This is a genomic window from Halomonas sp. ND22Bw (assembly GCF_003011945.1).
Lineage (GTDB): Bacteria > Pseudomonadota > Gammaproteobacteria > Pseudomonadales > Halomonadaceae > Halomonas > Halomonas halophila.
Genome location: NZ_PXWD01000002.1, coordinates 451,053 through 475,657 on the forward strand (window position 1 = coordinate 451,053; position 24,605 = coordinate 475,657).

The window sequence follows — 24,605 nt, forward strand, 5'->3', positions numbered from 1 at the left end:
GGTATCGCCGTACCCCGTAGCGGAGTTGACGACGGCACTTTGAGGTCGAGGCAGAGAGGGCCGTACAATGGCCGGCAACCTTCACAGGAGCCATCCTCGATGTCCGAACCCCAGCCGATCCATCTCAGCGATTATCGTCCCCCCGCCTACCGCGTCACCCACACCGAGCTGACCTTCGACCTCGATCCCTCGGCCACCCGGGTGAAGGCGCGCCTGCACGTGGAGCGCCACCCGGAGCGCGAGGCCGGCGAGCCGCTGGAGCTCGACGGCGAGCAGCTGGCACTGAAGGCCATCGCCATCGACGGCCAGCCGCTGGGCGACGACGAGTATGCGCTGACCGAGAGCGGCCTGCGCATCGAGCGGGCGCCGGAACGTTTCCTGCTGGACACCGAGGTCGAGATCGCCCCCGAGGCCAATACCGCCCTGGAGGGCCTCTACCAGTCCGGCGGCATGTTCTGCACCCAGTGCGAGGCCGAGGGCTTCCGGCGGATCACCTTTTACCCGGATCGTCCCGACGTCATGGCGACCTTCTCCACCACCGTGATCGGCCGCCTCGACCGCGAGCCGGTGCTGCTCTCCAACGGCAACCCGGTGGAGCGTGGCGAGCTGCCGAACGGCCGCCACTTCGTGACCTGGGAAGATCCGCATCCCAAGCCCTGCTACCTGTTCGCGCTGGTGGCCGGCGATCTCGAGAAGGTCGAGGATCGCTTCACCACCATGAGCGGCCGCGAGGTGACGCTGCAGATCTGGGTCGAAGAGGAGAACCTCGGCAAGACCGATCACGCCATGGCCTCGCTCAAGCGCGCCATGCGCTGGGACGAGGAGACCTATGGCCGCGAGTACGACCTCGACCTGTTCATGATCGTGGCGGTCAACGACTTCAACATGGGCGCCATGGAGAACAAGGGGCTCAACATCTTCAACTCGGCGGCGGTGCTGACCCATCCGCACACCGCTACCGATGCCGCCTTCCAGCGCGTCGAGGGCATCGTCGCCCACGAGTACTTCCACAACTGGTCCGGCAACCGCGTTACCTGCCGCGACTGGTTCCAGCTGTCGCTGAAGGAGGGCTTCACCGTCTTCCGCGACCAGACCTTCAGTGCCGACACCAACTCCGCGCCGGTGAAGCGCATCGAGGACGTGTCCTTCTTCCGCACCGCCCAGTTCGCCGAGGATGCCGGCCCCACCGCCCACCCCGTGCGGCCGGACCACTACATCGAGATCGGCAACTTCTACACCCTGACCATCTACGAGAAGGGCGCCGAGATCGTGCGCATGTTGCGCAACCTGGTGGGCTGGGAGGCCTTCCGCCGCGGCAGCGACCTGTACTTCTCGCGCTTCGACGGGCAGGCGGTGACCATCGAGGACTTCGTGGCCTGCATGGCCGAGGCGTCCGGTCAGGACCTCGACCAGTTCATGCGCTGGTACTCCCAGGCCGGCACCCCTGAGATCGACGCCCACGGCGAATACGACTATGCCAACGGCGCCTATCGGCTGCTGCTGCGCCAGCGCACCCCGGCCACGCCAGGGCAGCCCGACAAGGCGCCGCAGCATATCCCGATCCGCCTGGGCCTGGTCGGCACCAAGAGCGGCCGCGACCTGCGCCTGACCCTGGACGGCGAGCCGCTCGGCACCGACGGGGTGATCCACCTGCGCGAGGAGGAGCAGGAGTTCGTCTTCACCGACGTGGAGGAGGCCCCGGTGCCGTCGCTGGCGCGCGGCTTCTCGGCGCCGGTCAAGCTCAATTTCCCTTACTCGCGCGAGGACCTGGCCTTCCTGCAGACCCATGACAGCGACGGCTTCAATCGCTGGGACGCCGGCCAGCGCCTGGCGCTGCTGGCGCTGGACGACCTGATCGCCGCGCATCGCAACGGCGTCGAGAAGGTCATGGACCCGCGGGTGGTGGAGGCCTTCCGTGAGCTGCTCAAGCGCGAGACCGACGACAAGGCGGTGCTGGCCGAGATGCTCACGCTGCCCTCCGAGGCCTATATCGCCGAGCAGCAGCCGCTGGTCGACGTGGACGCCATCCACGCCGCCCGCCAGTTCGTGAAGCAGTCGCTGGCGATGGCCCTGCGCGACGACTTCCTGCGCGTCTATCAGGAGAACGTCGGCGACGCCCCCTATGCACCGGAGCCCGAGCAGATCGCCGCGCGCAGCCTCAAGAACGTGGCACTGTCGTACCTGGTCAGCATCGAGGACGAGGAGGGCATCGAGCTGGCCCGCCGCCAGTTCGAGGCCGACCACAACATGACCGACGTGCGCGCCGCCCTGACGCTGCTGGTGCATTCCAGCCGCGACGAACTGGCCGACCCGGCGCTGCGCACCTTCGGCGAGAAGTGGGCCCACGACCCGCTGGTCATGGACCAGTGGTTCAGCGTCCAGGTGTCCCGCCCGCAGTCCGATGCCCTGGAGCGGGTCAAGTTCCTGATGGACCACCCGGCCTTCTCGCTGACCAACCCCAACAAGGTCCGCGCGCTGATCGGCGCCTTCGCCCAGAACCGGGTCAACTTCCACCGCCTCGACGGCGAGGGCTACCGGCTGCTGGCCGACGTGGTCATCGAGCTCAACCGCCTGAACCCCGAGATCGCCTCGCGGCTGGTGACCCCGCTGACCCGCTGGCGCCGCTTCGACGAGACCCGCCAGGAACTCATGAAGGGCGAGCTCGAGCGCATCCGCGAAGAAAAACTCTCGCCGAACGTGTATGAGGTGATCGAGAAAGCCCTCGCCTGACGAAAAGGAAGATTGACTACTGCGCTCGACGACCCACAAGGATGTGGGAAGTGCGTTGGTTCGTAGGGAACCAACCTAGCGATCCTGGCTGCCGGCGGTGCCGAAGCGTCGGACCGTCGCTATCCTCGTAGCAGGCTACACTCCGGTAGCTCCGCTCCGGCGGCAGCCAGCCTCTCGTCGCTCGTGACGCAATCTTCTCTTTTCGTGATTGTTTAGATGACAGACAGAAAGACGCCGCCCGGAAGGGCGGCGTCTTTGTTTCATCAGCAAGAACTGAACTGGGCGTGTAGGCTGTGCGTCGCGAGCGCAGCCGCTCAGCCACCGCCCAGCTAGTTGATCAGCCAGCTCAGCACGCTGATGCCGAGGATCACCCAGATCAGGGTGGCGACCACGGCTCGCCGGCGCAGGGCCGAGAAGGCCTTCCACAGCAGCCACAGGCCGAGCACCAGTACCAGCAGGCTGAGCAGGTTGGCGGGAATGCCGAGGCCCCCGGCGATGCCGCCGATCAGGCTGCTGGCGGCGTCGTCCAGGCCGTTCAGGCCGGCGCTGAGCGCATCGACGATGAAGCGGATGACGTGGCCGATGAACTGGCCGATCGCGGTAAAGAAATCGTTCATGCGCGGGAGATCTCGAGACGAAGGGCGTCGGGGACGGCGCCATAGGGTACCACGCCCGCCGGGGCGGGCGTGGTGGCCGTCAGCCCAGCTGACTGGTGCGCGAGCTGAGCCCGGCCTCCTCGGCGGCGCTGTCGGCCAGCGCGCGGCCGGCCTCGTCGTAGACGTGGAAGACCGCGCTGGCGCCGAGCTCGCGGATCGGCTCGATCTCCTCGGGATATTCCACCACCGCGGTGATGCGCCCGGGGAAGTGGCGCGAGCGCAGTTGTTTCAGGGCGGCCAGGTTACCGGCATGGTGAGGCATGGCCAGCACCACCAGGCGCACCTCGGAGGACATCAGCAGCTTGTCCCAGAACTCCGAGTCCACGGCGTCGCCTTCCAGGGCGTTGAAGCCCATGGCGGTGAGCCGCTCGATGCTCTTGGGGTTGCTGTCGATGCCCAGCACCTGCAGGCCGTACTCCTTCTGCAGGCGACGGTAGACGCCCTTGCCGATGCGGCCCATGCCCAGCACCACGGCCTCGGCGTCGCCGACCTCGATGGGGCGGTCGCTGGGGGTGAGGTCCCGTTCGTCGATCTCGGGCAGGCGCGGCTCCAGCCAGCGATAGAAACGCTCGCCGAAGCCGTTGACCACCGCCGAGGCGGCGAAGCTCAGTGCCACCGCCAGCGACAGCACCACCAGGAAGCGTTCCGGCAGCCAGCCCTCGGCGGTGGCGAGCGCCCCGACGATCAGGCCGAACTCCGAATAGTTGGTCAGGCTCAGGGCGGACAGCACCGAGGTACGGTGGCGCATGCGGAAACGCATGAACACCAGCTGGTAGAGCAGGCCCTTGAGCGGCAGGGCCAGCACCAGCAGCAGTGCGGTGCCGAGCAGCTCCCAGCTGGGCATGGCGGTCAGGCCCAGGCTCAGGAAGAAGCCTACCAGTAGCAGCTCCTTGAGGCTGAACATCGAGCGTGCCAGGGCCTGTGCGGCCGGGTGAGGCGCCAGCAGCAGGCCGATGACCAGCGCGCCCAGGTCGCCCTTGAGCCCCACTGCCGAGAACAGCGCATAGCCCATCACCAGCGCCAGCAGCATGCCGAACAGCATCTGCATCTCGCCGTGGCCCAGGCGGTCAAGCAGGGCGCGCAGCGCCGGGGCCAGGGGAATCAGCAGCAGCAGGCCCAGCGCCCAGGGGCTCGGCAGGGCGCCGGTGGAGGCGGTGAGGAAGACCACGGCGAAGATGTCCTGCATGATCAGCACGCCGATGGCCAGGCGGCCGTAGGCGGTCTGACTCTCACTGCGCTTCTCCAGCACCTTGACCACGAACACCGTGCTGGAGAACGACAGCGCGAAGCCCAGCAGGGCCAGGGTCGACCAGCCGGCCTCGGCCAGCAGCGGCAGGCTGAGCCATTTCAACAGCCCGAGCAGCGCCACCAGCGCCAGGCTGGAGAGCAGCATGTGCAGGGTGGCGCCACCCCAGACGTCGCGGCGCAGCAGGGTGCGGATGTCGAGCTTCAGGCCGATGCTGAACAGCAGCAGCGTGACGCCGACATCGGCCACCACCTCGAGCAGCGGGGTGGAGGTGAAGCCCAGGGCGTTGAGCACGAAGCCGCCGGCCAGGAAGCCTACCAGGGGCGGAAGGCGCAGGCACATGGCGGCGAGGCCGCCAAGGAAGGCCGCCAGGAGGAAGGCGGGTGCGATCATGACAACTCCCTATGTCGCGGTGGTCGATAAACGATGCGAGAAGACAGACAGTGTAAGGAAGTCATAGAGTGAATGGGATTCATCCATCGAGCATGCCGGCCGGCCGTGAATCGGCCATGACGACGATCAAGGACAAGGAACGCGAGACCATGGCAATGCTGATCCTCAACGGCAAGTCGGCGCAACTGCCGGCGGTGCGCCAGGCGGTGAGCGCCTGCCGCGAGGCCGGCGCCGAGCTCGCGGTGCGGGTCACCTGGGAGGCCGGGGACGCCGCGCGCATGGCGGAGCAGGCCGGGCGTGACGGCCTTCGGCGGGTGATCGTCGGCGGTGGCGACGGCACGATCAACGAAGCGGTCAACGGCCTGATGCGCCTGCCGGCAGAGGACCGCCCGGGGCTCGGCCTGCTGCCGCTGGGCAGCGCCAATGACCTGGCCGGTGCCCTGGGCCTTGCCCAGGACCCCTTGGCCGCGCTGAAGGCGGCGCTGTCGCTGCCGTTGCGGCCGGTCGACGTGCCGGCGCTCGACGGACGTTACTTCCTCAACATGGCCACCGGCGGCTTCGGCGCCGAGATCACCTCCTCGACGCCCAAGAGCCTCAAGCGACTGCTCGGCGGCGGGGCCTATTCCCTGATCGGAGCACTGAAGGCCTGGCAGTATCGTCCCTATCCGGTCCAGCTGCGCTGGGCGGAGGGCGAGCGCGAGGCGTCGCTGTTCGTGCTGGCGCTCGGCAACGGCACCCGCTCCGGTGGCGGTCAGCACCTGACGCCGGCGGCCCGCATCGATGACGGTCAGCTCGACGTGCTGATCCTGCGCGACTTCGCCTCGCTTGGCGACATGGTGCGGATGCGTCGCGAGCTTCAGCGTCGCCCGGGGGAGGGCACCTTCGTCGAGACCTTCCGTACCACCTGGCTCAGCGTCGAGGCGGACACCGACCTGCCGCTGACCCTGGACGGCGAACCCTGCCACCGCCGGGCCTTCCGGGTCGAGGTCGAGCCGCACGCGCTGTCGCTGGCGTTGCCGGACGACTGCCCGCTGCTGTCGAAGGAAGCGACTGGCCAGCCGGCCTCGGGCGCGGCATCATGAGGCCATCCTGGCTCAAGGAGACGTGCACATGTTGACCCCGTTCCATCTCGCCGTGCCGGTCCGCGACCTGGCCGAGGCGCGGCGCTTCTACGGCGAGCTGCTGGGCTGCCCCGAAGGGCGCAGCAGCGATACCTGGATCGACTTCGATCTCTACGGTCACCAGTTCGTCTGCCATCTCGACCCCGCCCTCGGCGAGTCGCCCCGGGAAACCCATCGCAACCCGGTCGACGGGCACGGTGTGCCGGTGCCGCACTTCGGCGTGGTGCTGGAGATGGCCGACTGGGAGGCGCTGGTCGACCGGCTGACCGATGCCGGCATCCGCTTCGAGATCGAGCCCTATGTGCGCTTCGCCGGTGAGCCGGGCGAGCAGGCCACCATGTTCTTCCGCGACCCCAGCGGCAACGCCATCGAATTCAAGGCCTTCCGCGACATCGCCGGGCAGCTGTTCGCGCGCTGAGGCCTGCCTTGCGGTGCCCGTCGCCCTTTGGTGCAATGACGTTCGACACCCATCGAAGAGAAGGAAGGCCATGACCCCCTGGAAACCGCTCGTTCTGGCGGTCGCGATCGCCCTGGCAGGCTGCGGCAACGACGAGGGCGAACCGAGCGACGAGACCGCGCCCGCCGGCGATGCCACGAACACTGCGCCTGCCGTCGAGGAGGGGAGTGCCTCCCAGGAGGCTGTCACGGCGGCGCCGGACCGGGACGATGGCGCCGACGCGGCGTCCGACGCCGAAGCGTCCGTCGAGGGCGAGGCCGTGATGCCGGATGCCACGGCCGAGGAAGCCGAGCCGGCCAGCGTGCCCTCGGGGGAGATGGCGCCGCCTTCCGAGCAGGAAACCGAGGCCGAGGTCGAGCAGATCCTGAAGGACACCGAGCGTCGCTTCGAGGAAGCCAAGCAGAATATCGACAGCCAGTACGAGGAAGTCTCGCGGCAGACGCCCGACGAGGCGTCGCTGCCGGAAATGGACGCCACGGACGCGAGTCAGCTGGACGATGCCCTCGACCCCGAGCCCATGGCGACGGACGGCATTGCGCCGACCTCCGATCCCGAGGTCGAGGCGATCCTCGAGGAGACCGAGCGCCGCTTCGAGGAGGCTCGCCGCAAGATCGACGAACAGTTCGAGCAGGCCGAGCAGGGCGTGCCGAGCGAGATTCGCGAGGCCACGGAGACCCCGCCGGATAGTGGCGACTCGCTCGATGACGAGGCGAGCGGTGGCGATTCGGCCTCGCCCTGACGACTCGAGCGACCACGAAAAAGGCCCGCCGGACGGCGGGCCTTTTTCTTCTCGAACCGCCGGCATGGCCGGCGGTCGATCGTCCTGTCGGTCGAGTTTACTCGGCGACGCGAACGTTGGAGGCCTGGAGGCCTTTCTTGCCCTGAGTCACTTCGAAGGAGACCTTCTGGCCGTCCTGCAGGGACTTGAAGCCTTCAGCCTGAATTTCGGAGAAGTGGACGAACAGGTCATCACCGCCGTCTTCCGGAGAGATGAAGCCGTAGCCCTTGGTGTCGTTGAACCACTTGACAGTGCCAGTTGCCATTGTCGATTTCCTTAACAAACTAAATATTGATGCTGGGTCGTATTGGCCGTATCACACGGCACGAGCCCGTCTTGCGTGGGCAGACAAAGAAGAAGTGCGCACCGGGTGCATCGAAGGAATCGAAGTACAACTGACGACTTTCTACTTGCTAACCTACGCAGCGGATAGTGCATCAGCGCCAGGGTTGCGTCAACAACGTGCCGCAGTGAAACTGGTGCCTCCGCCCGCTAGGTCAATGTAGCCACTCAGCCCCCGGGCGTCCAGCGACCTCCAGGGCATCGACGAGACTTTTCCATGGAACACACTCGCATCGCCTCTCAGGATACCCACAGCAAGGCCATCGGCTATCTGCTGTGGCTCTTCGGCTTCCTCGGCGCACACCGCTTCTACTACGGCAAGCCGGTCACCGGCACGATCTGGTTCTTCACCCTTGGCCTGCTCGGTATCGGCTGGCTGATCGATCTGTTCCTGATCCCGGCCATGGATCGGCAGGCCGACCTGCGCTTCCAGGCCGGTCCCACCAACTACACCCTGGCCTGGCTGCTGCTGACCTTCCTCGGCGCCTTCGGCGTGCACCGCTTCTATCTGGGCAAGTGGGTCACCGGAGTGATCTACCTGTGCACCCTGGGGCTGTTCGGCCTGGGCGTGCTCTACGACTTCTGGACGCTCAACGACCAGATCTCCATGCGCCACGCCAAGCGCGGCGTGTTCGGTGGCTGAGGCGCCTGTCATGTGGATCGACGCCCAGTTCTGGCCTTTCCTGGTGGCCATCACCCTGCTCAGCATCACGCCCGGCGTGGACACCCTGCTGGTGATCCGCAATACCGCCCGCGGCGGCACCCGGGACGGGGTGCTGACCAGCCTGGCGATCTGCGCCGGACTGTTCGTGCATGCCACCGTCTCGGCGCTGGGGATCTCGCTGATCCTGCTGCAGTCGGCGTGGGCCTTCTCCGCGCTCAAGCTGGCCGGTGCCGCCTATCTGATCTGGCTGGGGATCGCCAGCCTCCGCGAGGCGCGCCGCGGCCAGGGGCTGCCCGTGGCGGCGGTGGACGGCCAGCGCCGCCGGGTATCCGTGTGGCGGCCGCTGCGGGAGGGGTTGCTGTCGAACGTGCTCAATCCCAAGACGGTGGTCTTCTACATGGCCTTCCTGCCCCAGTTCATTTCCCCGGGCGATCCGGCCCTGGCCAAGTCGCTGTGGCTGGCCGGCGTGCACTTCGTGATCGCCAACGTCTGGCAGATCGCCGTGGTGCTGCTGGTCGGCCGGGCCGGCCGCTGGCTGGCGAGTCCCGTGCTCTCGCGCTGGCTCAACGGCCTCACCGGCGGTGTGCTGGTGGCCTTCGGTGCCAAGCTGGCGCTGACCCGGGCGCCGACATAGCGCTGACCTTGGCCCGGCCCAGCGCGGGGCGCTGATTCACCGGTCCGGTATCCAGCCCATATATAGAGAAGGCCCGCCATTCGGCGGGCCTTCTTCTTTTCTACTTTTCTACTCTACGGCTGGGGCAGGGCACGAAGGTCAGCGGCGTGCCAGCAGCGAGCCGTTGTAGTCGCCCTGGCGCTCCGCCGGCGTCAGCATCGCCACGCCGCGAGTGTCGCCGCCATTGGCCAGGCTCTCGAAGATCACCCGGTAGGCCATCACCGCCTGCACGTAGCGGCGCGTCTCGCGGAAGGGGATCGACTCGACGAACAGGTCGAACTGCTGCGGGGCATCGCGCAGCCAGCGGTCGACCCGGCCGGGGCCGGCGTTGTAGGCGGCGGTGGCGGCCAGGCGGTTGCCGCGATAGCGGTCCATCATCTCGCCGATGTAGGCGCTGCCGAGGCGGATGTTGACCGAGGGCTCGAGGACGCCGTAGCGGCCCGGATCGGCCATGCCGAGCTGGCGGCTGACCTGGGTGGCGGTGCCCGGCATCAGCTGCATCAGGCCGCGGGCGCCGACCGGCGACAGGGCCTCCGGATTGTAGGCGCTCTCGCGCCGGGCGATGCCCATCAGCAGATAGGGGTCGACGTCGTGGCGCCGGCCCCACTGCAGGAAGTCATCGCGATAGGCCTCGGGGAAGCGCCATTCCAGGGCGTCCCACAGCCGGGCGGCGATGGTGGTCTGGACCAGCCGGGCGGGCCAGTCGCGGCGCGTCGCGTAGTCGGCCATCGCCATGGCCCGGTCGGAGGAGACGCGGGCCGCGGCGGCATACCACTCGCTGCTGGCCAGGCCCGGCTCGCCGATGCGCAGCAGCGCCTCGGTGCGCTGGACCGCCGGCAGGGCGGCGATGTCCCGGCGGCGGGTCTCGTCGACCGAGATGTCGGCCCGGTTCAGGGCGTAGGGCTGGCCAAGATGATCGGCGGCGGCGAAGCCGTAGAAGCTGCGCTGCTCGGCGGCACGGGCGTAGGCCGCATTCGCGCCGGCGTCGTCGCCGAGCTGTTCCAGGGCGCGGGCCTGCCAGTACTGCCAGCGGGCCTCGCTGGCCTCTTCGGCGGGCAGACGATCGGCCCAGGCCAGCACGTCGGCCCAGTCGCGGTCGGCCAGGGCGACGCGGATGCGCAGCACGGTGAGGTCGGTGTCGTCGAGGCGCGGCAGCACGCCGTCGACCCAGTCGCGGTTGGGCGAGACGTCGCGCACCAGCGAATAGAAGGCCAGATCATGCTCGATCTCGTGGCGATGGGCCTCGTCGATGGCCAGCTGTGGCGACAGCCGGCGCCAGGCCGCCAGCGCCGCCTGGGTGTCGGCGCGGGTGTAGTCGTGCATGGCCGCGGCGAACAGCGCCCCGCTGCCGCGGCAGTCCGGTCCGATGCAGCTCGGCACCCGGGTGATCGCGGCGATGTCGTCGTCGAGGCGTTCCAGGGCGGCCCGGGCGCCGGCCCAGTCGTCGCCGAGCTGGCGGCCGAGGTAGCCGACCATGCCGGTCTCGCCGGCCTGCCAGGCCAGGGTGAGACGCTCCCAGACCTGCTCCGGGCCGATCTCGCCGCGGGCGCGCAGGGTGTTGAACAGCGGGTCGCAGGCGTCCGGCTGCGAGTGGCCGGCCCGCCACAGCTCGCGGCCGCCCTCGGCGGCGGTGGCCGGATCGTTGCCGAGCAGAGCGGCATAATAGTGGCACTGGCGCGCGGTGCCGCGGGGCTCGCCATCGGCCACCGCCAGCAGGTCGCGGTAGCGGCCGGCCTCGCCGTAGGCCGAAATGGCCTGACCGCGCATCCAGCCGGCCAGCGGGGAATCGGCGTTGGCGTCGATGAAGGCGTTGACCTCGCTCGGCGAGGCGCCGGGCAGCCGCGCCTTGAGGCGGTGATAGTCGACGTAGCCGGCCAGCGCGTGATCGGCGATGGCGGCCCGGTCGATGGCGGACCAGTCCTTGGCCCGCGCGGCCTGGAGGGCATCGCGCATGGCGCCGTCGCCGGACTGGGCCTGGCCGGTGGCCGGCAGGCACAGCAGGGCGGCGGTCAGCAGGGGCTTCCAGGGGATGCGGAACGGGGTGCTGGGCATCGTGTCGCCTCTCGAGGGGGTGCGTGGAGCGGGCTCCCATGGTCGCCCATGGCGCGGCGCTTGAGTAGTGTCGCTCGGGGCCGACGGCTGGCATTCCGCCGACACTCTCCTCATTCTGTAGCGGTGAATCCGACACTCGGCAAGGAGAGCGCTCATGGCCCGCCCCGATGGTTCCTCGCCGCTCACGCGCATCAAGCGCCGCGCCGGCGTCTTCCTGCGCATGCGCCGCGCCCTGCGCTGGTTTCCGCCGATGCTGGCCGACGTGGTGCGCGGACGCTATCGACCGGTGCCCTGGTCGGCGCTGCTGTGGATGCTGGTCGCCCTGGTCTATCTGATCTCGCCGCTGGACCTGATTCCGGACGTGCTGCTGGTGGTGGGGCTGGTCGATGACGCGATGATCGTCGGCTGGCTGCTGACCCGGGTCGACCGTGCACTGGAGGGCTATCGCGCCTGGCGCGAGACAGACGGTTGAAAAACCTTCGCCGGTCCCCATATCGACGGTATCCAAGCAACGGGTGGCCTCGCCACCGCCGAACCGTCGACAAAGGGTCCGCAAGAGATGACCACTGCTACTCGTGAAGAGACCCTCGGCTTCCAGACCGAGGTCAAGCAACTGCTGCACCTGATGATTCACTCCCTGTATTCCAACAGGGAAATCTTCCTGCGCGAGCTGATCTCCAACGCCGCCGACGCCTGCGACAAGCTGCGCTATGCGGCGCTGGACAACGATGCCATCTTCGAGGGCGACAGCGAGCTGCGCATCGAGATCGAGCACGACGCCGAGGCGGGCACCGTGACCGTGCGCGACAACGGCATCGGCATGAATCGCGACGAGGTGATCGAGAACCTCGGCACCATCGCCCGCAGCGGCACCGCCGAGTTCCTCAAGCAGCTCTCCGGCGAACAGCAGAAGGACGCCCGCCTGATCGGCCAGTTCGGCGTCGGCTTCTATTCCGGCTTCATCGTCGCCGACGAGGTTACGGTACGCACCCGCAAGGCGGGCACCGACCAGGGCGAGGGCGTCGAGTGGCACTCCAAGGGCGAGGGTGAGTTCAGCGTCGCCGACATCGAGCGCCAGGCCCATGGCACCGAGATCGTGCTGCACCTCAAGGAAGACGCCGGCGAGTTCGCCGACGACTTCCGCCTGCAGAACCTGGTGCGCAAGTACTCCGACCACATCGAGGTGCCGGTGCGCATGCCCAAGACCGAGACCGCCCGCGACGAGGACGGCAACGAGATCGAGGGCAGCGAGACCGTCAGCTGGGAGACCGTGAACGAGGCCACCGCGCTGTGGGTGCGCCCCAAGAGCGAGCTTACCGACGACGAGTACAAGGCCTTCTACAAGCACGTGGCCCACGACTTCAGCGATCCGCTGACCTGGAGCCACAACAAGGTCGAGGGCAAGCTCGAGTACACCAGCCTGCTGTACGTGCCGGGTCGCGCCCCGTTCGATCTCTACGAGCGCGACGGCGCCCGCGGCGTGAAGCTCTACGTGCAGCGCGTCTTCATCATGGACGACGCCGAGCAGTTCCTGCCGCTCTACCTGCGCTTCATCAAGGGCGTGCTGGACACCCGCGACCTGTCGCTCAACGTGTCTCGCGAGCTGCTGCAGCAGGACCCGCAGGTCGAGAAGATCAAGAGCGCGCTGACCAAGCGCTCCCTCGACATGCTCAAGAAGCTGGCCAAGGATCCCGAGGCCTACCAGACCTTCTGGAACACCTTCGGCAGCGTGCTCAAGGAAGGCCCGGCGGAGGATCACGCCAACCGCGAGAAGATCGCCGGCCTGCTGCGCTTCTCCAGCACCCATACCGACAGCGCCACCCAGGACCAGTCGCTGGCCGACTACATCGGGCGCATGAAGGAAGGTCAGGAGAAGATCTACTACATCGTCGCCGACGGCTTCAACGCGACCAAGAACAGCCCGCACCTGGAGATCTTCCGCAAGAAGGGCATCGAGGTCCTGCTGCTCCACGACCGCATCGACGAGTGGCTGATGAGCCACCTCACCGAGTTCGAGGGCAAGCCGTTCGTCGACGTGGCCAAGGGCGACCTGGACCTCGGCGAGGTCGAGGACGAGGACGAGAAGAAGGCCCAGGAAGAGACCGCCAAGGCCAAGGAAGAGCTGGTCAAGCGCGTCAAGGAAGCGCTCGGTGACGAGGTCCAGGAGGTCAAGGTGACCCATCGCCTGACCGACTCTCCGGCCTGCGTGGTGCTGCCGGAGCACGAGATGGGCTACCAGATGCGCCGCATCATGGAAGCCGCCGGCCAGCCGCTGCCCGAGGTCAAGCCGATCCTCGAGCTCAACCCCGAGCACGCCCTGGTGGCGCGCCTCGAGAGCGCCGAGGGGGATGGCTTCGCCGATCTGTCGCGGATCCTGCTCGACCAGGCGATCATCGCCGAGGGCGGTCATCTCGACGACCCGGCGGCCTACGTCAAGCGCCTGAACGCGCTGCTCGGCGCCTGATCACGGTGCCATTGTCGTCGCCCTGAAGGGCGGCATGCCGGACGCGCCGATCTCCGCGAGGTGATCGGCGCGTTTCGTTTCGTGCTTTTTTTCCTTTTTCTCTCTTTTTTCCTTCCAGTCTTCCCCGATGCCGTCCACCACGGACATGAGCGGAGCGCTCGATGACAGGCGCCGTGGCCTCGCGCCCCGTTGCTTGACCTTGACGTCCACGTCAATTGGATCGACGGGTTTTCAAGGACATATCGTTTCCGACAGCGACGCTGTCATGGCCGTCATGCGGGTTGAGATTCCCGCATGCCTAGGCAAGACTGCGGTGTTTCGAAAGTTTCAATAACGCCAAAACGGGAGATCCAACGTGAAGATTGGTGCACCCAAGGAGCATGCCTCCGGGGAGGCGCGTGTTGCGCTGACCCCGGAAAGCGCGCAACAGATCCAGAAGCTGGGACACGAATGCCTGATCGAAGCCGGCGCCGGTGCGGCCGCCGGTTTCGATGACGACGCCTACCGTTCGGTCGGCGTCACCGTCGTCGACGGGGCCGAGGCCCTGTGGAACGCCGCCGAGGTGGTGGTCAAGGTCCGCGAGCCCGTCGAGGAAGAGGTCGGCTACCTGGGCAAGGGCAAGACCCTGATCTCGTTCTTCTGGCCGGCCCAGAACGAGCCGCTGCTCGAGCGCTGCCGCGACACCGGCGCCAACGTCATTGCCATGGACATGGTGCCGCGCATCTCGCGGGCCCAAAAGATGGACGCCCTGTCCTCCACCGCCAACATCGCCGGCTATCGCGCGGTGATCGAGGCGGGCAACCAGTTCGGGCGCTTCTTCACCGGCCAGGTGACCGCCGCGGGCAAGGTGCCGCCGGCCAAGGTGCTGATCGTCGGCGCCGGCGTCGCGGGCCTCGCCGCCATCGGCACCGCGACCAGCCTGGGCGCGGTGGTGCGCGCATTCGACGTGCGCCCCGAGGTGGCCGAGCAGATCGAGTCCATGGGTGCCGAGTTCCTGTTCCTCGACTTCGAGGACAGCCAGGACGGCTCGGGCAGCGGCGGCTATGCGGCGCCCTCCAGCCCCGAGTTCCGCGAGAAGCAGCTGGCGCTGTTCCGCGAGCAGGCCCCGGACGTCGACATCGTCATCACCACCGCGCTGATCCCCGGCCGCCCGGCGCCCAAGCTGTGGCTCGAGGACATGGTCAAGGCCATGAAGCCGGGCTCGGTGATCGTCGACCTGGCCGCCGAGAAGGGCGGCAACTGCGACCTGACCGTGCCCGACGAGCGCGTCGTCACCGACAACGGCGTGATCGTGGTCGGCTACACCGACTTCCCGTCGCGCATGGCGACCCAGGCCTCGCTGCTCTACGCCACCAACATCCGCCACATGCTGACCGACCTGACGCCGGAGAAGGATGGCGTCATCGATCACAACATGGACGACGACGTCATCCGCGGCGCCACGGTGGCCTATGAAGGTGATATCACCTTCCCGCCGCCCCCGCCCAAGGTGCAGGCGATCGCCGCGGCCAAGCCGAAGCCGAAGGAGCCAGAGCCGACGCCGGAGGAGAAGAAGGCCGCCGAACACGCCGCCTTCGTCTCCCAGACCAAGCGTCAGGCGACGCTGCTGGGCGTGGGCGGTGCGCTGATGCTGCTGCTCGGCCAGGTGGCTCCGGCGTCGTTCATGTCGCACTTCATCGTCTTCGCCCTGGCCTGCTTCGTGGGCTTCCAGGTGATCTGGGGCGTCAGCCACTCGCTGCACACCCCGCTGATGGCCGTGACCAACGCCATCTCCGGCATCATCGTGCTCGGCGCGGTGTTGCAGATCGGCTCCGGCAGTGCCCTGGTGAGCCTGCTCGCCGGCATCTCGGTGCTGATCGCCACCATCAACATCGTGGGGGGCTTCCAGGTCACGCGCCGGATGCTCGCCATGTTCCAGAAGTCCTGAGGCCGGAGATCAAGAGATGTTGAGTCAAGGATTCGTATCCGCCGCCTCGATCGCGGCAAGCGTACTGTTCATCCTCTCGCTGGGGGGGTTGAGCAACCAGGAGAAGGCCAAGCGCGCCGTCTGGTACGGCATCATCGGCATGGGCGTGGCCGTCTTCTTCACCGGCCTCGGGCCGGGCATCGGCGGCTACTGGTGGATGCTGCCGATGATGGCCATCGGCGCCGTCATCGGTGCCTATCTGGCGAAGAAGGTCGAGATGACCGAGATGCCGCAGCTGGTCGCGGCCCTGCACAGCTTCGTCGGCCTGGCCGCGGTGTTCGTCGGCCTCAACGCCGACCTGGAGCGCCGCCGCGTGCTGGCCAGTCAGCTGGCCGGGGAAGGTACCGAGGGCTTCTCGGCCTTCGCCGCCCTGGTGGCGCACAAGACCCCGGCGGAGCTCACCTTCCTGCAGATCGAAGTGGTGCTCGGCGTGTTCATCGGCGCGGTGACCTTCACCGGCTCGGTGATCGCCTTCGGCAAGCTGGCCGGCAAGGTCGACGGCAAGCCGAAGCAGCTGCCCGGCGGCCACCTGCTGAACGCCGCCGCCGCGGCGGCCTCCGTGGGGCTGGCGGTGCTCTACCTCAACGGGGCGGGCGTCTGGACCCTGCTGCTGCTGGCCCTGCTGGCGTTCTTCATCGGCTGGCACCTGATCATGGGCATCGGCGGCGCCGACATGCCGGTGGTGGTGTCGATGCTGAACAGCTACTCCGGCTGGGCCGCGGCGGCCATCGGCTTCACGCTGTCCAATGACCTGCTGATCGTCACCGGTGCCCTGGTGGGCTCCTCCGGTGCGATCCTCTCCTACATCATGTGCAAGGCGATGAATCGCAACTTCGTCAACGTGATCCTGGGCGGCTTCGGCGGCAGCCAGGGGCCGGCGGCGGAGATCGAGGGCGAGCAGGTCGCCATCGACACTGCCGGCGTGGCCAGCGCGCTGAACGACGCCGACAGCGTGGTCATCGTGCCGGGCTACGGCATGGCGGTGGCCCAGGCGCAGAACGCGGTCAGCGAGCTGACCCGCAAGCTGCGCAGTGCCGGCAAGGAAGTGCGTTTCGGCATCCACCCGGTCGCCGGCCGCCTGCCGGGGCACATGAACGTGCTGCTGGCCGAGGCCAAGGTGCCCTACGACATCGTGCTCGAGATGGACGAGATCAACGACGATTTTGCCAGCACCGACGTGGTGATCGTCATCGGCTCCAACGACATCGTCAATCCGGCCGCCCAGGAAGACCCCAACAGCCCGATCGCCGGCATGCCGGTGTTGAAGGTCTGGGAAGCCAAGAACGTGTTCGTCTGCAAGCGTGGCCAGGGCACCGGCTACTCCGGCATCGAGAACCCGCTGTTCTTCAAGGAGAACACCCGGATGCTCTACGGCGATGCCCGTTCGAGCATCGACACCCTGGTGCCGCTGATCGATTGATCCGCCCTGCGGGCCGCTCCGGCGGCCCGACACCAGCCGTCAGGACGCCCCCACTGGGGGCGTTTTTCGTTACAATCGCCGGACCATTTCCACTCCCGGGGCGACCATGTCCGACGATCGCAGCAATCCTGATCGCAGCAGCGATGATCGCAGTCAGCGGGTGGCGGTGCTCGGGGGCGGCAGCTTCGGCACCGCGCTCGCCAGCATCGCCGCCGACAACGGCTTCGAGGTGCGCCAGTGGCTGCGCGACCCCGCGCTGGTCGAGCAGATCAACCGCGAGCATCGCAACGGCCGCTACCTGCCCGACTATGCCATCAATCCCGCCGTGAAGGCCTCGAACGCCTTCGAGGACGTGCTGACCGGCGCCGGCCTGGTGCTGGTGGCAATTCCGTCCCAGGCCTTCCGCCAGGTGGTTCGTCAGGCGCTGCCCTGGCTGACGCCGTCCCAGATACTGGTCAGCACCACCAAGGGCATCCAGGAAGACGGCTTCAAGCTGATGAGCCAGCTGCTCGAGGAGGAGACCGGCTTCGCGCACATCGGCGTGCTCTCCGGCCCCAACCTGGCCACCGAGGTCGCCGAGCGTCAGCTGACCGCCACGGTGATCGCCAGCGACGACCCGCTGACCCGCACCCGGGTGCAGACGGCGCTGGGTTGCGACTATTTCCGCGTCTATGCCAGCAACGACCGCTACGGCGTCGAGCTGGGCGGGGCGCTCAAGAACGTCTATGCCATCGCCGCCGGCATGGCCGCGGCGCTGGGCATGGGCGAGAACACCCGCAGCATGCTGATGACCCGGGCGCTGGCCGAGATGAGCCGCTTCGCCGTGTCCCAGGGCGCCAATCCCATGACCTTCCTCGGCCTGGCCGGGGTCGGTGACCTGATCGTCACCTGCTCATCGAGCCGTTCGCGCAACTACCGGGTCGGCTTCGCGCTGGGCGAGGGGCGCACCCTCGACGAGGCCGTCGAGGCGCTGGGCCAGGTCGCCGAGGGCGTCAACACCGTGCGCCTGGTGCGCGACAAGTCCCGCGAGGAGGGCGTCTACATGCCGATCGCCGAGGGGCTCTATCAGGTGCTGTTCGAGGGCGTGCCCGCGCGTGAGATGGCGCGTCTGCTGATGCGTGGCGAACAGAGCAGCGACGTGGAGTTCGTGCTCTCGCGCGAGAACGTCCAGCAGGACCATCGCGACACCGGAGGCCCGCATGGCTGAACCGTTGTTGATCATGCGCCATGGCGAAGCGGCGCCGGGCAGCCCCGATGCGGCCCGCGAGCTGACCGTGCGCGGCCAGGAAGAGGCCGCGGGCATGGGCGCCTGGCTGGCGGGGCGAACGGATCTCGACCTCGCGCGCCTGCGGCTGGTGGCAAGCCCCTATCGCCGCGCCCAGCAGACCGCGGAGCGCGTGGGCGAAGCCCTCGGCGTGCCGGTGGAGACGCTGCCCTGCATCACCCCGGACGATCCGCCCCAGACGGTGGTCGACTGGCTGCTCGAGCAGGACGACGACCGCCCGCTGATGCTGGTCAGCCATATGCCGCTGGTCGGTGCGCTCACGGGGCTGCTGGTCGAGGGGCGCGGCGATCGCGGTCTCGGCTTTCCCACCGCCGCCGTCGCCGAGCTCGACGCCGAGGTGCGGGCCGCCGGCTGCGCGCGACTGGCCCGTTTCACGTCACCCGCCGACATCGCCTGAGTGAAGGAAGGGCTGAAACCATGAGCTATATCGTCAATAACCGCATCCACGTGAACCCGGGCTTCGAGGACGCGTTCGAGGCGCGTTTCCGGGCCCGCGCCGGGGAGATCGACAAGCAGCCGGGATTCGTCGCCATGCGCGTGCTGCGGCCCCAGGGCAACCAGGCCCCCTACGTGGTGGAGACCGAGTGGGAGAGCCAGGAGGCCTTCCGCGCCTGGGTGGGCAGCGACGACTTCAAGCGCGCCCATGCCAATCCGCTGCCGGCGGAGGCCACCGCCGAGGGCGGCGGCATCGAGCAGTTCGCGGTGGTCGAAGGCACCGTGGCCGGCGCCTATCGCTGATCCGCGATGCCTGCCATGCCAGCATCACGACGGCGCCCCAGGGGCGCCGTCGTCGTCTCGGGCGGCCGCCTCGGCTAGATCAGTCCGGCCAGCCTCAGCACGAAGACGCCGAGGGTCACGGTCACGCTGGCCATCAGCGTGGTCATGGCGATGATGTTGGCGGTCAGGGTCTCGTCGTTGCCCATGGCCTTGGCCATCACGAAGGCTGCCGCCGCCGTGGGACTGGCGAAGAACAGGAACATCACGCCCAGTGCCGGCCCGGTGAAGCCTGCCGCCACCGCCAGCAGCGTCGCTACGGCCGGCACCACCACCATCTTGGCCAGGCTGGCACTGACGGTGGTGCGATAGCCCTTCCTGAGGGCGCGGGTGGAGAGGGTGGCGCCGATGCAGATCAGCGCCAGGGGCAGGGTCAACGAGGCGAAGTAGTCGCCGGTGGTGGTCAGCCAGTCGGGCAGCGGCACCTCGAAGATGGCGAAGGGCGTGGCGGCAAGCACGGCCAGGATCAGCGGGTTGGTCACGATGTGGCGCACGATATGGGCCCAGTCGACGCCTCGTCCTCCCGTTTCGCGGGGCTGGTAGGTGGCCAGCACGATGACCGAGAGCACGTTGTAGCTGAGAATCACCACGCCGAGCAGCAGCCCCGCCAGCGAGATGCCGGCATCGCCGTACATGCCGGCGGCCAGGGCCAGCCCCACGATCCCGCAGTTGCCGCGGAACGCGCCCTGAACATAGACCCCGCGCAGCGGGCGCCGCACCCGCAGCAGGGCCCAGCCCCAGGCCGCGGCGAAGCTCAGCAGGGTGGCCAGGGTGAAGAACGCCAGCATCCAGGGGTCGAGCGTCGCCTCCAGATCGGTTCCGGCCAGACCGAAAAACAGCAGGGTCGGCAGGGTGCCTCGAAAGACCAGCTTCGATGCCGTGTCGACGAAGGCCTGATCGATCCAGCGAAGACGCTTCAGCCCGATGCCGATGAAGACCATGGCGAAGACCGGCAGGGTGATGTTCAGCGTCGAGAGGAAGATATCGATCAGGGGCATGAGGCGTCCGGGATTGGCGGCGGGTCGTTAAACTAAAGTCGTATATGGTGTCGCCAAATCGATGTGTTGGCTAATAATTTCCCGCTATTGAATGCATGTCTCATGACGCACGTTCAAGTCTCATTGCCCGAGACGGCGTCGATCGGGCGCTTGCACTTTAGTATCAATTAATACTTTCAATCTTGTAAGCAGATTGCCTGCTAGCTACCTTGTATTATGTATGATGTATGATCATAGATATAAAAACATATTTATAATCATTGTCTTATGAGAATCGACAGGGTGCCGATGGCACGGCTGACATGGCGTTTGAGACATCTGGTGGGCAATGAATGGCACGAGATCGTCTCGCATCGATACGAACAATCAAGAAAGGCCTCAAGGAGCGAAGCATGATGTTGATCAAGAAGACAGCGACGGCATGGGGAGCGGCGATCACCATGGCGATGATGGTCGGTGCGGCGAGTGCTGGCGATGGTTTCCCAGAGGACGATATCAATTTCATCGTGCCGGCCACGCCTGGTGGCGGTTCCGACTATCTGGTGCGTGCCCTGCAGCCCTCGCTGGAGGAAAGTTTCGGGGTCAGTATCGTGCCCCAGTACGTGCCCGGGGGCGGCGGCGCCATCGGCTTCATGAAGGCGCTCCAGGCCGATCACGATGGGCAGAGCGTGGTAGCCATCGACAATAAAGTTTTTACCCAGCAGGGGCTCGGCAACGTCAGTTTCGAATACCAGGATTTCGACTACCTGGGGCAGATGTACTCAGTGCCCTACGTGTTGGCTCTGAGCAGCGAACTCGGCTTTGACTCGCTGGATGATGTGCTGGCCAGTGACGAGAAGCTGACGGTCGGCTTCGCGGGGGTTGGCTCCTCGACGCACATCATGAGCGTACTGGTGGGGTCGGAGCTGGGCGCCAATTTCGAATACGTGGCCTACAACGGGGCGCCCGATGCCATCGCTGCCGTCATGGGCGGGCACATCGATGGCATGGTGATGGATCCCACCGATCTCGAGACCGCCCTGGATGCTGGCTCCGTGACGCCGCTGGTCGTGACCAGCGGCGAGCGCAGCAGTGCGCTTCCTGACGTGCCGACCATGCAGGAGGAGGGCTATGACGTCGCCGTCTCCAACTGGCGGGGTATCGCCGCACCGGCAGGCATGGACGATAGCACTAAGCAGCAGTGGGTCGAGGCGCTGCGTGAGGCCTCCGAGGATGAACACTTCATTGAGGCCGTTCGTAACATCGGGCTCGAGGTGGACTTCCGCGCCGGCCCTGAGTTCCAGGGCTACGTCGATGGCCTGGCCGACAAGATTATTCCAGCGGCCCAGCGGGTCGCGGCATCGAACCAGTGATCGGCCGGTGAGGGTGAGACATGCTTAAAACCAAGCAAGAGTTGGTGTTCAGCGGATTACTGGCCCTCTGTGCCTCGATTATCTGCTACTTCTCATTCCAGATTGGTGGTATGGCCGTCGGGGCGGTGTCCCCGGGGGCCTTCCCCAGTGTCCTGGCGGCGCTAATCGCCGTTCTGGCGCTCGGCAACGCGCTGCGCTGTGGCCGGGATATCTGGCGGTATAAGGGCATCATCGCGGACGCCGGGAAGGACGACGAAGTCGGCATGTCAGCGCGAGGTTTCTTCAATGTCCTGGCATTTGCGGTGGTCAGCATCGTCTATGTCATCTCGCTCGTATCGCTCGGGTTCGTGATGACGACGGCCGTCTATCTCTTCGTCATGTCATTGGCTACCGCCCGGGCCGCTGGGCGCGACATCTCGCTTAGAAGCGTGGTGATGGCTCTGGTCGTGTCGGTGCTCAGTACCGGGGGGCTTTATCTGGTCTTCGTCGAGCTGTTGAACGTACGATTCTGATGAGCTGATAGGTGGGATTATGTCTTCTTTGATGGAAGCAATGTCCATGTTTAGCCCCATGGCTTTCGTGGCGATTCTTGTCGGGACCGTTCTCGGCATCATCCTGGGAGCCTTGCCAGGCCTCTCGGCGGCAATGGCGGTGGCGCTGCTGCTTCCATTGACCTATTCCCTGGAGCCCGTCGCCGGCATCGGGCTGCTGTTGGGCGCTTTCAGCGGAGCCGTTGCCGGCGGATCAGTGCCCGCCATCCTGTTGAACATGCCGGGCACACCGGGGTCGATCGCGACGACCTTCGACGCTTATCCCATGGCTCAAGGCGGTCGGGCCGGCAAGGCGCTGGGATTGTCGGTCGCCGCCTCCTTCCTGGGGGGGATCATCAGTGGTGCGGTGCTGATTCTCGTCTCGCCGATGATCGCGGCCATTGCCTTGACCTTCGGGCCGGCGGAGTATTTTTCTCTGAGCATTCTAGGCCTGATGATCATCGTGTCGCTATCCGGTCACTCGCTGATCAAGGGGCTGACGGTTGGGCTGATCGGCATGCTGCTGTCCACGGTGGGCGCGGATCAGGTCACCGGCACGCTGCGCCTTACCTTCGGGCAGATGTCGCTGCTGACCGGCGTGAGCCTGCTGGCAGTGATCGTCGGGCTGTTCGCCTTTTCACAGCTTTTGAAAGATGCCGAGTTCCTGAATCGGGGTACGGCCGGTAACAAGGTCGACAGTGGCGTCGATCGGGCCTTTCCCCGTTTTCGGGAGGTACTGGGGAGCTGGAGATTGCTGGGGGTTAGCTCGCTGATTGGTACGGGCACCGGAGCGGTGCCTGGTGCCGGAGGCAGCATCGCCTCGCTGCTGGCCTATGATCAGTCGAAGCGAATGTCGAGGCGCCCCGGCGAGTTCGGCAAGGGGTGCCCGGAGGGTGTGGTGGCGTCGGAGTCTTCCAACAATGCCATGGTTGGTGGTGCGTTAATTCCCATGCTGACACTTGGCATTCCCGGTGAAGGGGCGACCGCTGTGCTGATGGGGGGGTTGATGATCCAAGGGATTCAGCCGGGGCCGATGCTGTTCGATACCCAGGCGGGCCTGGTGTACGCCATCTTTGCATCTTTCATCCTAGCCAACGTGTTCATGTTGTTCACCCAGTGGTGGGGGATCAAGGCATTCGTGCGTATCCTCCGTGTGCCCAAGCATTTCCTTTTGCCGCTGATCTTTGTGTTCTGTGCGATCGGCGTCTACAGCGTCAACCGCGACTTCTTCGACGTCTATCTGATGATCGGCCTGGGCCTGTTGGGCTTCTTTTTGAGTCGCTTCGGCTTCGGCGTGGCGCCCGCCGTGATTGGTCTGATCCTCGGCGGTGTGGCCGAAACCAACCTGCGCCGCGGACTGCAGATATTCGAGGGTGACTGGACCCCGTTCTTCTCCCGCCCGGTCAGCCTGTTGCTGCTGGTGCTGGCGCTGATCTTCCTGGCCATGTCACTGCGTAGCTCTTGGAAAGCCAAGCCATCAACGTGATCGACAATGTGGAGCCTTAGTCAATGAAAATGCAAAACCTGGTGGTCGTGCACGAGCTGTATCCGGCGCTCGTCGAGGCCCTCTCCGACGCGTTCAATCTGACGCATTTCACGCGGCTGGTCGACGATCAGGACCGCGCCGCCTTCGAGGAGGCCATGGCCCAGGCCGATGCCTATCTGGGGTCGAACGTGGCGTTCACCGAGGCACTGCTGGACAAGGCGCCCCACCTCAAGGTGGTGGCCAGCGTTTCGGTCGGTGTCGACAGCTACCCGATCGAGGCCATGCGCGAGCGTGGCATCGTGCTGACCAACACGCCGGACGTGCTGACCGAATCCACGGCCGATACCGGTTTCCTGCTGCTGATGATGGCGGCGCGTCGCGCCGGCGAGATGCTGCGCAAGGTCCGCGATCATGAGTGGACGGCCTCGCTCTCGCGCGAGGACTTCGGCGTCGACGTCCACGGCAAGACCCTGGGCATCGTGGGCATGGGGCGCATCGGGCAGGCGGTGGCACGGCGCGGCCACGACGGCTTCGGCATGTCGGTGAACTACACCAACCGTTCGGCCAAGCCGGAGGTGGAAGCCGCGCTCGATGCCCGTCGTGTCGATCTCGAGACCCTGTTCCGCGAGTCCGACTTCATCTGCGTGACCGTCCCCCTGTCGGCAGAGACCGAAGGGCTGATCGGACGCGAGCACTTCGCGCTGACCCGGCCGCATGCCGTCTTCGTCAACATCTCCCGCGGCAAGGTGGTGCGCGAGGATGAGCTCGTTGCCTGCCTGCAGGACGGTACCCTCCACTGTGCGGGACTGGACGTTTACGAGCGGGAGCCGCTGTCCACGGCGTCGCCCCTGATGACGCTCGACAATGCCGTGTGCCTGCCCCACATCGGTTCCTCGACCTTCCAGACGCGTAATGCCATGTGCGATCTGGCGGTGGACAACGTCAAGCGGGTGCTGGCCGGCGAGGGAGCGATCACCGCCGTGTGAGCAAGACGATACGTGGCGCTGTTTTTTCTACTGGCGGGCAGACCGATCATCGGTCTGCCCGGTTTTTTTCATGGACACTTCCCGCCCGTCATGCGTCGGCGGTGTGACAAAGGATGAAGCGGCGCTTCAGGTCCGCATGCCCGCCTAAGACTTTGGTCGACGCACGACTTTGGGCTTATTGTCAGGCCGGCGTCGGGCGGATAGCTTTCTATTTGTATGATGTATGACATGA

General features: G+C 66.6%; 23 protein-coding genes. 17 read left to right on the forward strand and 6 right to left on the reverse strand.

Translation table 11 applies throughout. The features are described 5' to 3' along the window. The first annotated feature begins 99 nt into the window (after positions 1-99). A complete protein-coding gene (gene pepN / locus CVH10_RS04970) occupies positions 100-2,730 on the forward strand; it encodes an aminopeptidase N (protein WP_106487964.1) in 2,631 nt (876 codons plus the stop codon). 329 nt (positions 2,731-3,059) lie between these two features. On the opposite strand, the gene CVH10_RS04975 is transcribed toward pepN, so the two are convergent. Together CVH10_RS04975 and CVH10_RS04980 are read right to left on the reverse strand one after the other, a co-directional pair. After that, the gene (locus CVH10_RS04975; RefSeq protein WP_035593119.1) at positions 3,060-3,347 is read right to left on the reverse strand and encodes a hypothetical protein; all 288 of its coding nucleotides are present in this window, start codon (positions 3,345-3,347) and stop codon (positions 3,060-3,062) included. Between the two features lie 79 nt (positions 3,348-3,426). Further along, positions 3,427-5,025 carry a cation:proton antiporter family protein gene (locus CVH10_RS04980; protein ID WP_181244350.1) on the reverse strand — a complete coding sequence of 533 codons (1,599 nt, stop codon included), beginning with the start codon at positions 5,023-5,025 and terminating at the stop codon, positions 3,427-3,429. A gap of 116 nt (positions 5,026-5,141) precedes the next feature. On the opposite strand from CVH10_RS04980, the gene yegS reads away from it, so the two are divergent. From yegS to CVH10_RS04995, 3 genes are all read left to right on the forward strand, one after another. Continuing rightward, the gene (yegS, locus tag CVH10_RS04985; RefSeq protein ID WP_369335726.1) at positions 5,142-6,107 is read left to right on the forward strand and encodes a lipid kinase YegS; all 966 of its coding nucleotides are present in this window, start codon (positions 5,142-5,144) and stop codon (positions 6,105-6,107) included. Positions 6,108-6,135: 28 nt separating this feature from the next. Continuing rightward, on the forward strand, positions 6,136-6,564 hold the full coding sequence (locus CVH10_RS04990; RefSeq protein ID WP_219924677.1) for a VOC family protein: 429 nt from the start codon (positions 6,136-6,138) through the stop codon (positions 6,562-6,564). Positions 6,565-6,634: 70 nt separating this feature from the next. After that, positions 6,635-7,342, forward strand: a complete 708-nt coding sequence (locus CVH10_RS04995; protein WP_106487967.1) for a hypothetical protein — start codon at positions 6,635-6,637, stop codon at positions 7,340-7,342. Between the two features lie 97 nt (positions 7,343-7,439). On the opposite strand, the gene CVH10_RS05000 is transcribed toward CVH10_RS04995, so the two are convergent. After that, positions 7,440-7,646, reverse strand: coding sequence for a cold-shock protein (locus tag CVH10_RS05000; protein ID WP_016853765.1), 207 nt, complete (start codon positions 7,644-7,646; stop codon positions 7,440-7,442). Between the two features lie 294 nt (positions 7,647-7,940). Here CVH10_RS05000 and CVH10_RS05005 point away from each other — a divergent pair, with 294 nt between their 5' ends. Together CVH10_RS05005 and CVH10_RS05010 are read left to right on the forward strand one after the other, a co-directional pair. Next, complete coding sequence (locus CVH10_RS05005) at positions 7,941-8,366, forward strand: TM2 domain-containing protein (RefSeq protein ID WP_035593112.1); 426 nt, start codon at positions 7,941-7,943, stop codon at positions 8,364-8,366. Positions 8,367-8,376: 10 nt separating this feature from the next. After that, positions 8,377-9,021 (forward strand): LysE family translocator, encoded by a 645-nt coding sequence (locus CVH10_RS05010; RefSeq protein WP_106487968.1) that lies wholly within the window; start codon positions 8,377-8,379, stop codon positions 9,019-9,021. A 138-nt stretch (positions 9,022-9,159) separates the two neighbouring features. Here CVH10_RS05010 and CVH10_RS05015 read toward each other — a convergent pair whose 3' ends face one another. Next, positions 9,160-11,112 (reverse strand): transglycosylase SLT domain-containing protein, encoded by a 1,953-nt coding sequence (locus tag CVH10_RS05015; protein ID WP_106487969.1) that lies wholly within the window; start codon positions 11,110-11,112, stop codon positions 9,160-9,162. Between the two features lie 154 nt (positions 11,113-11,266). Here CVH10_RS05015 and CVH10_RS05020 point away from each other — a divergent pair, with 154 nt between their 5' ends. Then, positions 11,267-11,584, forward strand: a complete 318-nt coding sequence (locus CVH10_RS05020; protein WP_106487970.1) for a YkvA family protein — start codon at positions 11,267-11,269, stop codon at positions 11,582-11,584. 87 nt (positions 11,585-11,671) lie between these two features. After that, positions 11,672-13,576, forward strand: coding sequence for a molecular chaperone HtpG (gene htpG / locus CVH10_RS05025; RefSeq protein ID WP_106487971.1), 1,905 nt, complete (start codon positions 11,672-11,674; stop codon positions 13,574-13,576). On the opposite strand, the gene CVH10_RS25570 is transcribed toward htpG, so the two are convergent. Continuing rightward, a complete protein-coding gene (locus tag CVH10_RS25570; protein ID WP_160174897.1) occupies positions 13,577-13,723 on the reverse strand; it encodes a hypothetical protein in 147 nt (48 codons plus the stop codon). Between the two features lie 208 nt (positions 13,724-13,931). Between CVH10_RS25570 and CVH10_RS05030 the strand changes: the two genes are divergently transcribed. From CVH10_RS05030 to CVH10_RS05050, 5 genes are all read left to right on the forward strand, one after another. Continuing rightward, on the forward strand, positions 13,932-15,503 hold the full coding sequence (locus CVH10_RS05030) for a Re/Si-specific NAD(P)(+) transhydrogenase subunit alpha (protein WP_035593101.1): 1,572 nt from the start codon (positions 13,932-13,934) through the stop codon (positions 15,501-15,503). A 16-nt stretch (positions 15,504-15,519) separates the two neighbouring features. Beyond that, positions 15,520-16,962 (forward strand): NAD(P)(+) transhydrogenase (Re/Si-specific) subunit beta, encoded by a 1,443-nt coding sequence (locus CVH10_RS05035; RefSeq protein WP_035593099.1) that lies wholly within the window; start codon positions 15,520-15,522, stop codon positions 16,960-16,962. Positions 16,963-17,068: 106 nt separating this feature from the next. Continuing rightward, positions 17,069-18,169 (forward strand): NAD(P)H-dependent glycerol-3-phosphate dehydrogenase, encoded by a 1,101-nt coding sequence (locus CVH10_RS05040; RefSeq protein WP_052052348.1) that lies wholly within the window; start codon positions 17,069-17,071, stop codon positions 18,167-18,169. Beyond that, positions 18,162-18,644, forward strand: a complete 483-nt coding sequence (gene sixA, locus CVH10_RS05045) for a phosphohistidine phosphatase SixA (RefSeq protein WP_035593097.1) — start codon at positions 18,162-18,164, stop codon at positions 18,642-18,644. Before CVH10_RS05040 ends, sixA begins: the two co-directional genes overlap by 8 nt. A gap of 20 nt (positions 18,645-18,664) precedes the next feature. Further along, entirely contained in the window at positions 18,665-18,985 is a 321-nt protein-coding gene (locus CVH10_RS05050; RefSeq protein WP_106487972.1) for an antibiotic biosynthesis monooxygenase, read from the forward strand. A 74-nt stretch (positions 18,986-19,059) separates the two neighbouring features. On the opposite strand, the gene CVH10_RS05055 is transcribed toward CVH10_RS05050, so the two are convergent. Then, on the reverse strand, positions 19,060-20,019 hold the full coding sequence (locus tag CVH10_RS05055; RefSeq protein WP_106487973.1) for an AEC family transporter: 960 nt from the start codon (positions 20,017-20,019) through the stop codon (positions 19,060-19,062). Positions 20,020-20,411: 392 nt separating this feature from the next. Here CVH10_RS05055 and CVH10_RS05060 point away from each other — a divergent pair, with 392 nt between their 5' ends. From CVH10_RS05060 to CVH10_RS05075, 4 genes are read left to right on the forward strand one after another with little or no spacing between them, the layout of a single operon-like run. After that, positions 20,412-21,371: a tripartite tricarboxylate transporter substrate binding protein gene (locus tag CVH10_RS05060; RefSeq protein ID WP_181244351.1), complete on the forward strand. Its 960-nt coding sequence runs from the start codon at positions 20,412-20,414 to the stop codon at positions 21,369-21,371. A 20-nt stretch (positions 21,372-21,391) separates the two neighbouring features. After that, positions 21,392-21,883 carry a tripartite tricarboxylate transporter TctB family protein gene (locus CVH10_RS05065; RefSeq protein ID WP_106487975.1) on the forward strand — a complete coding sequence of 164 codons (492 nt, stop codon included), beginning with the start codon at positions 21,392-21,394 and terminating at the stop codon, positions 21,881-21,883. Positions 21,884-21,929: 46 nt separating this feature from the next. After that, positions 21,930-23,387, forward strand: coding sequence for a tripartite tricarboxylate transporter permease (locus tag CVH10_RS05070; RefSeq protein ID WP_369335727.1), 1,458 nt, complete (start codon positions 21,930-21,932; stop codon positions 23,385-23,387). A 23-nt stretch (positions 23,388-23,410) separates the two neighbouring features. Continuing rightward, positions 23,411-24,373, forward strand: a complete 963-nt coding sequence (locus tag CVH10_RS05075; protein WP_106487977.1) for a D-glycerate dehydrogenase — start codon at positions 23,411-23,413, stop codon at positions 24,371-24,373. Positions 24,374-24,605: the final 232 nt, after the last annotated feature.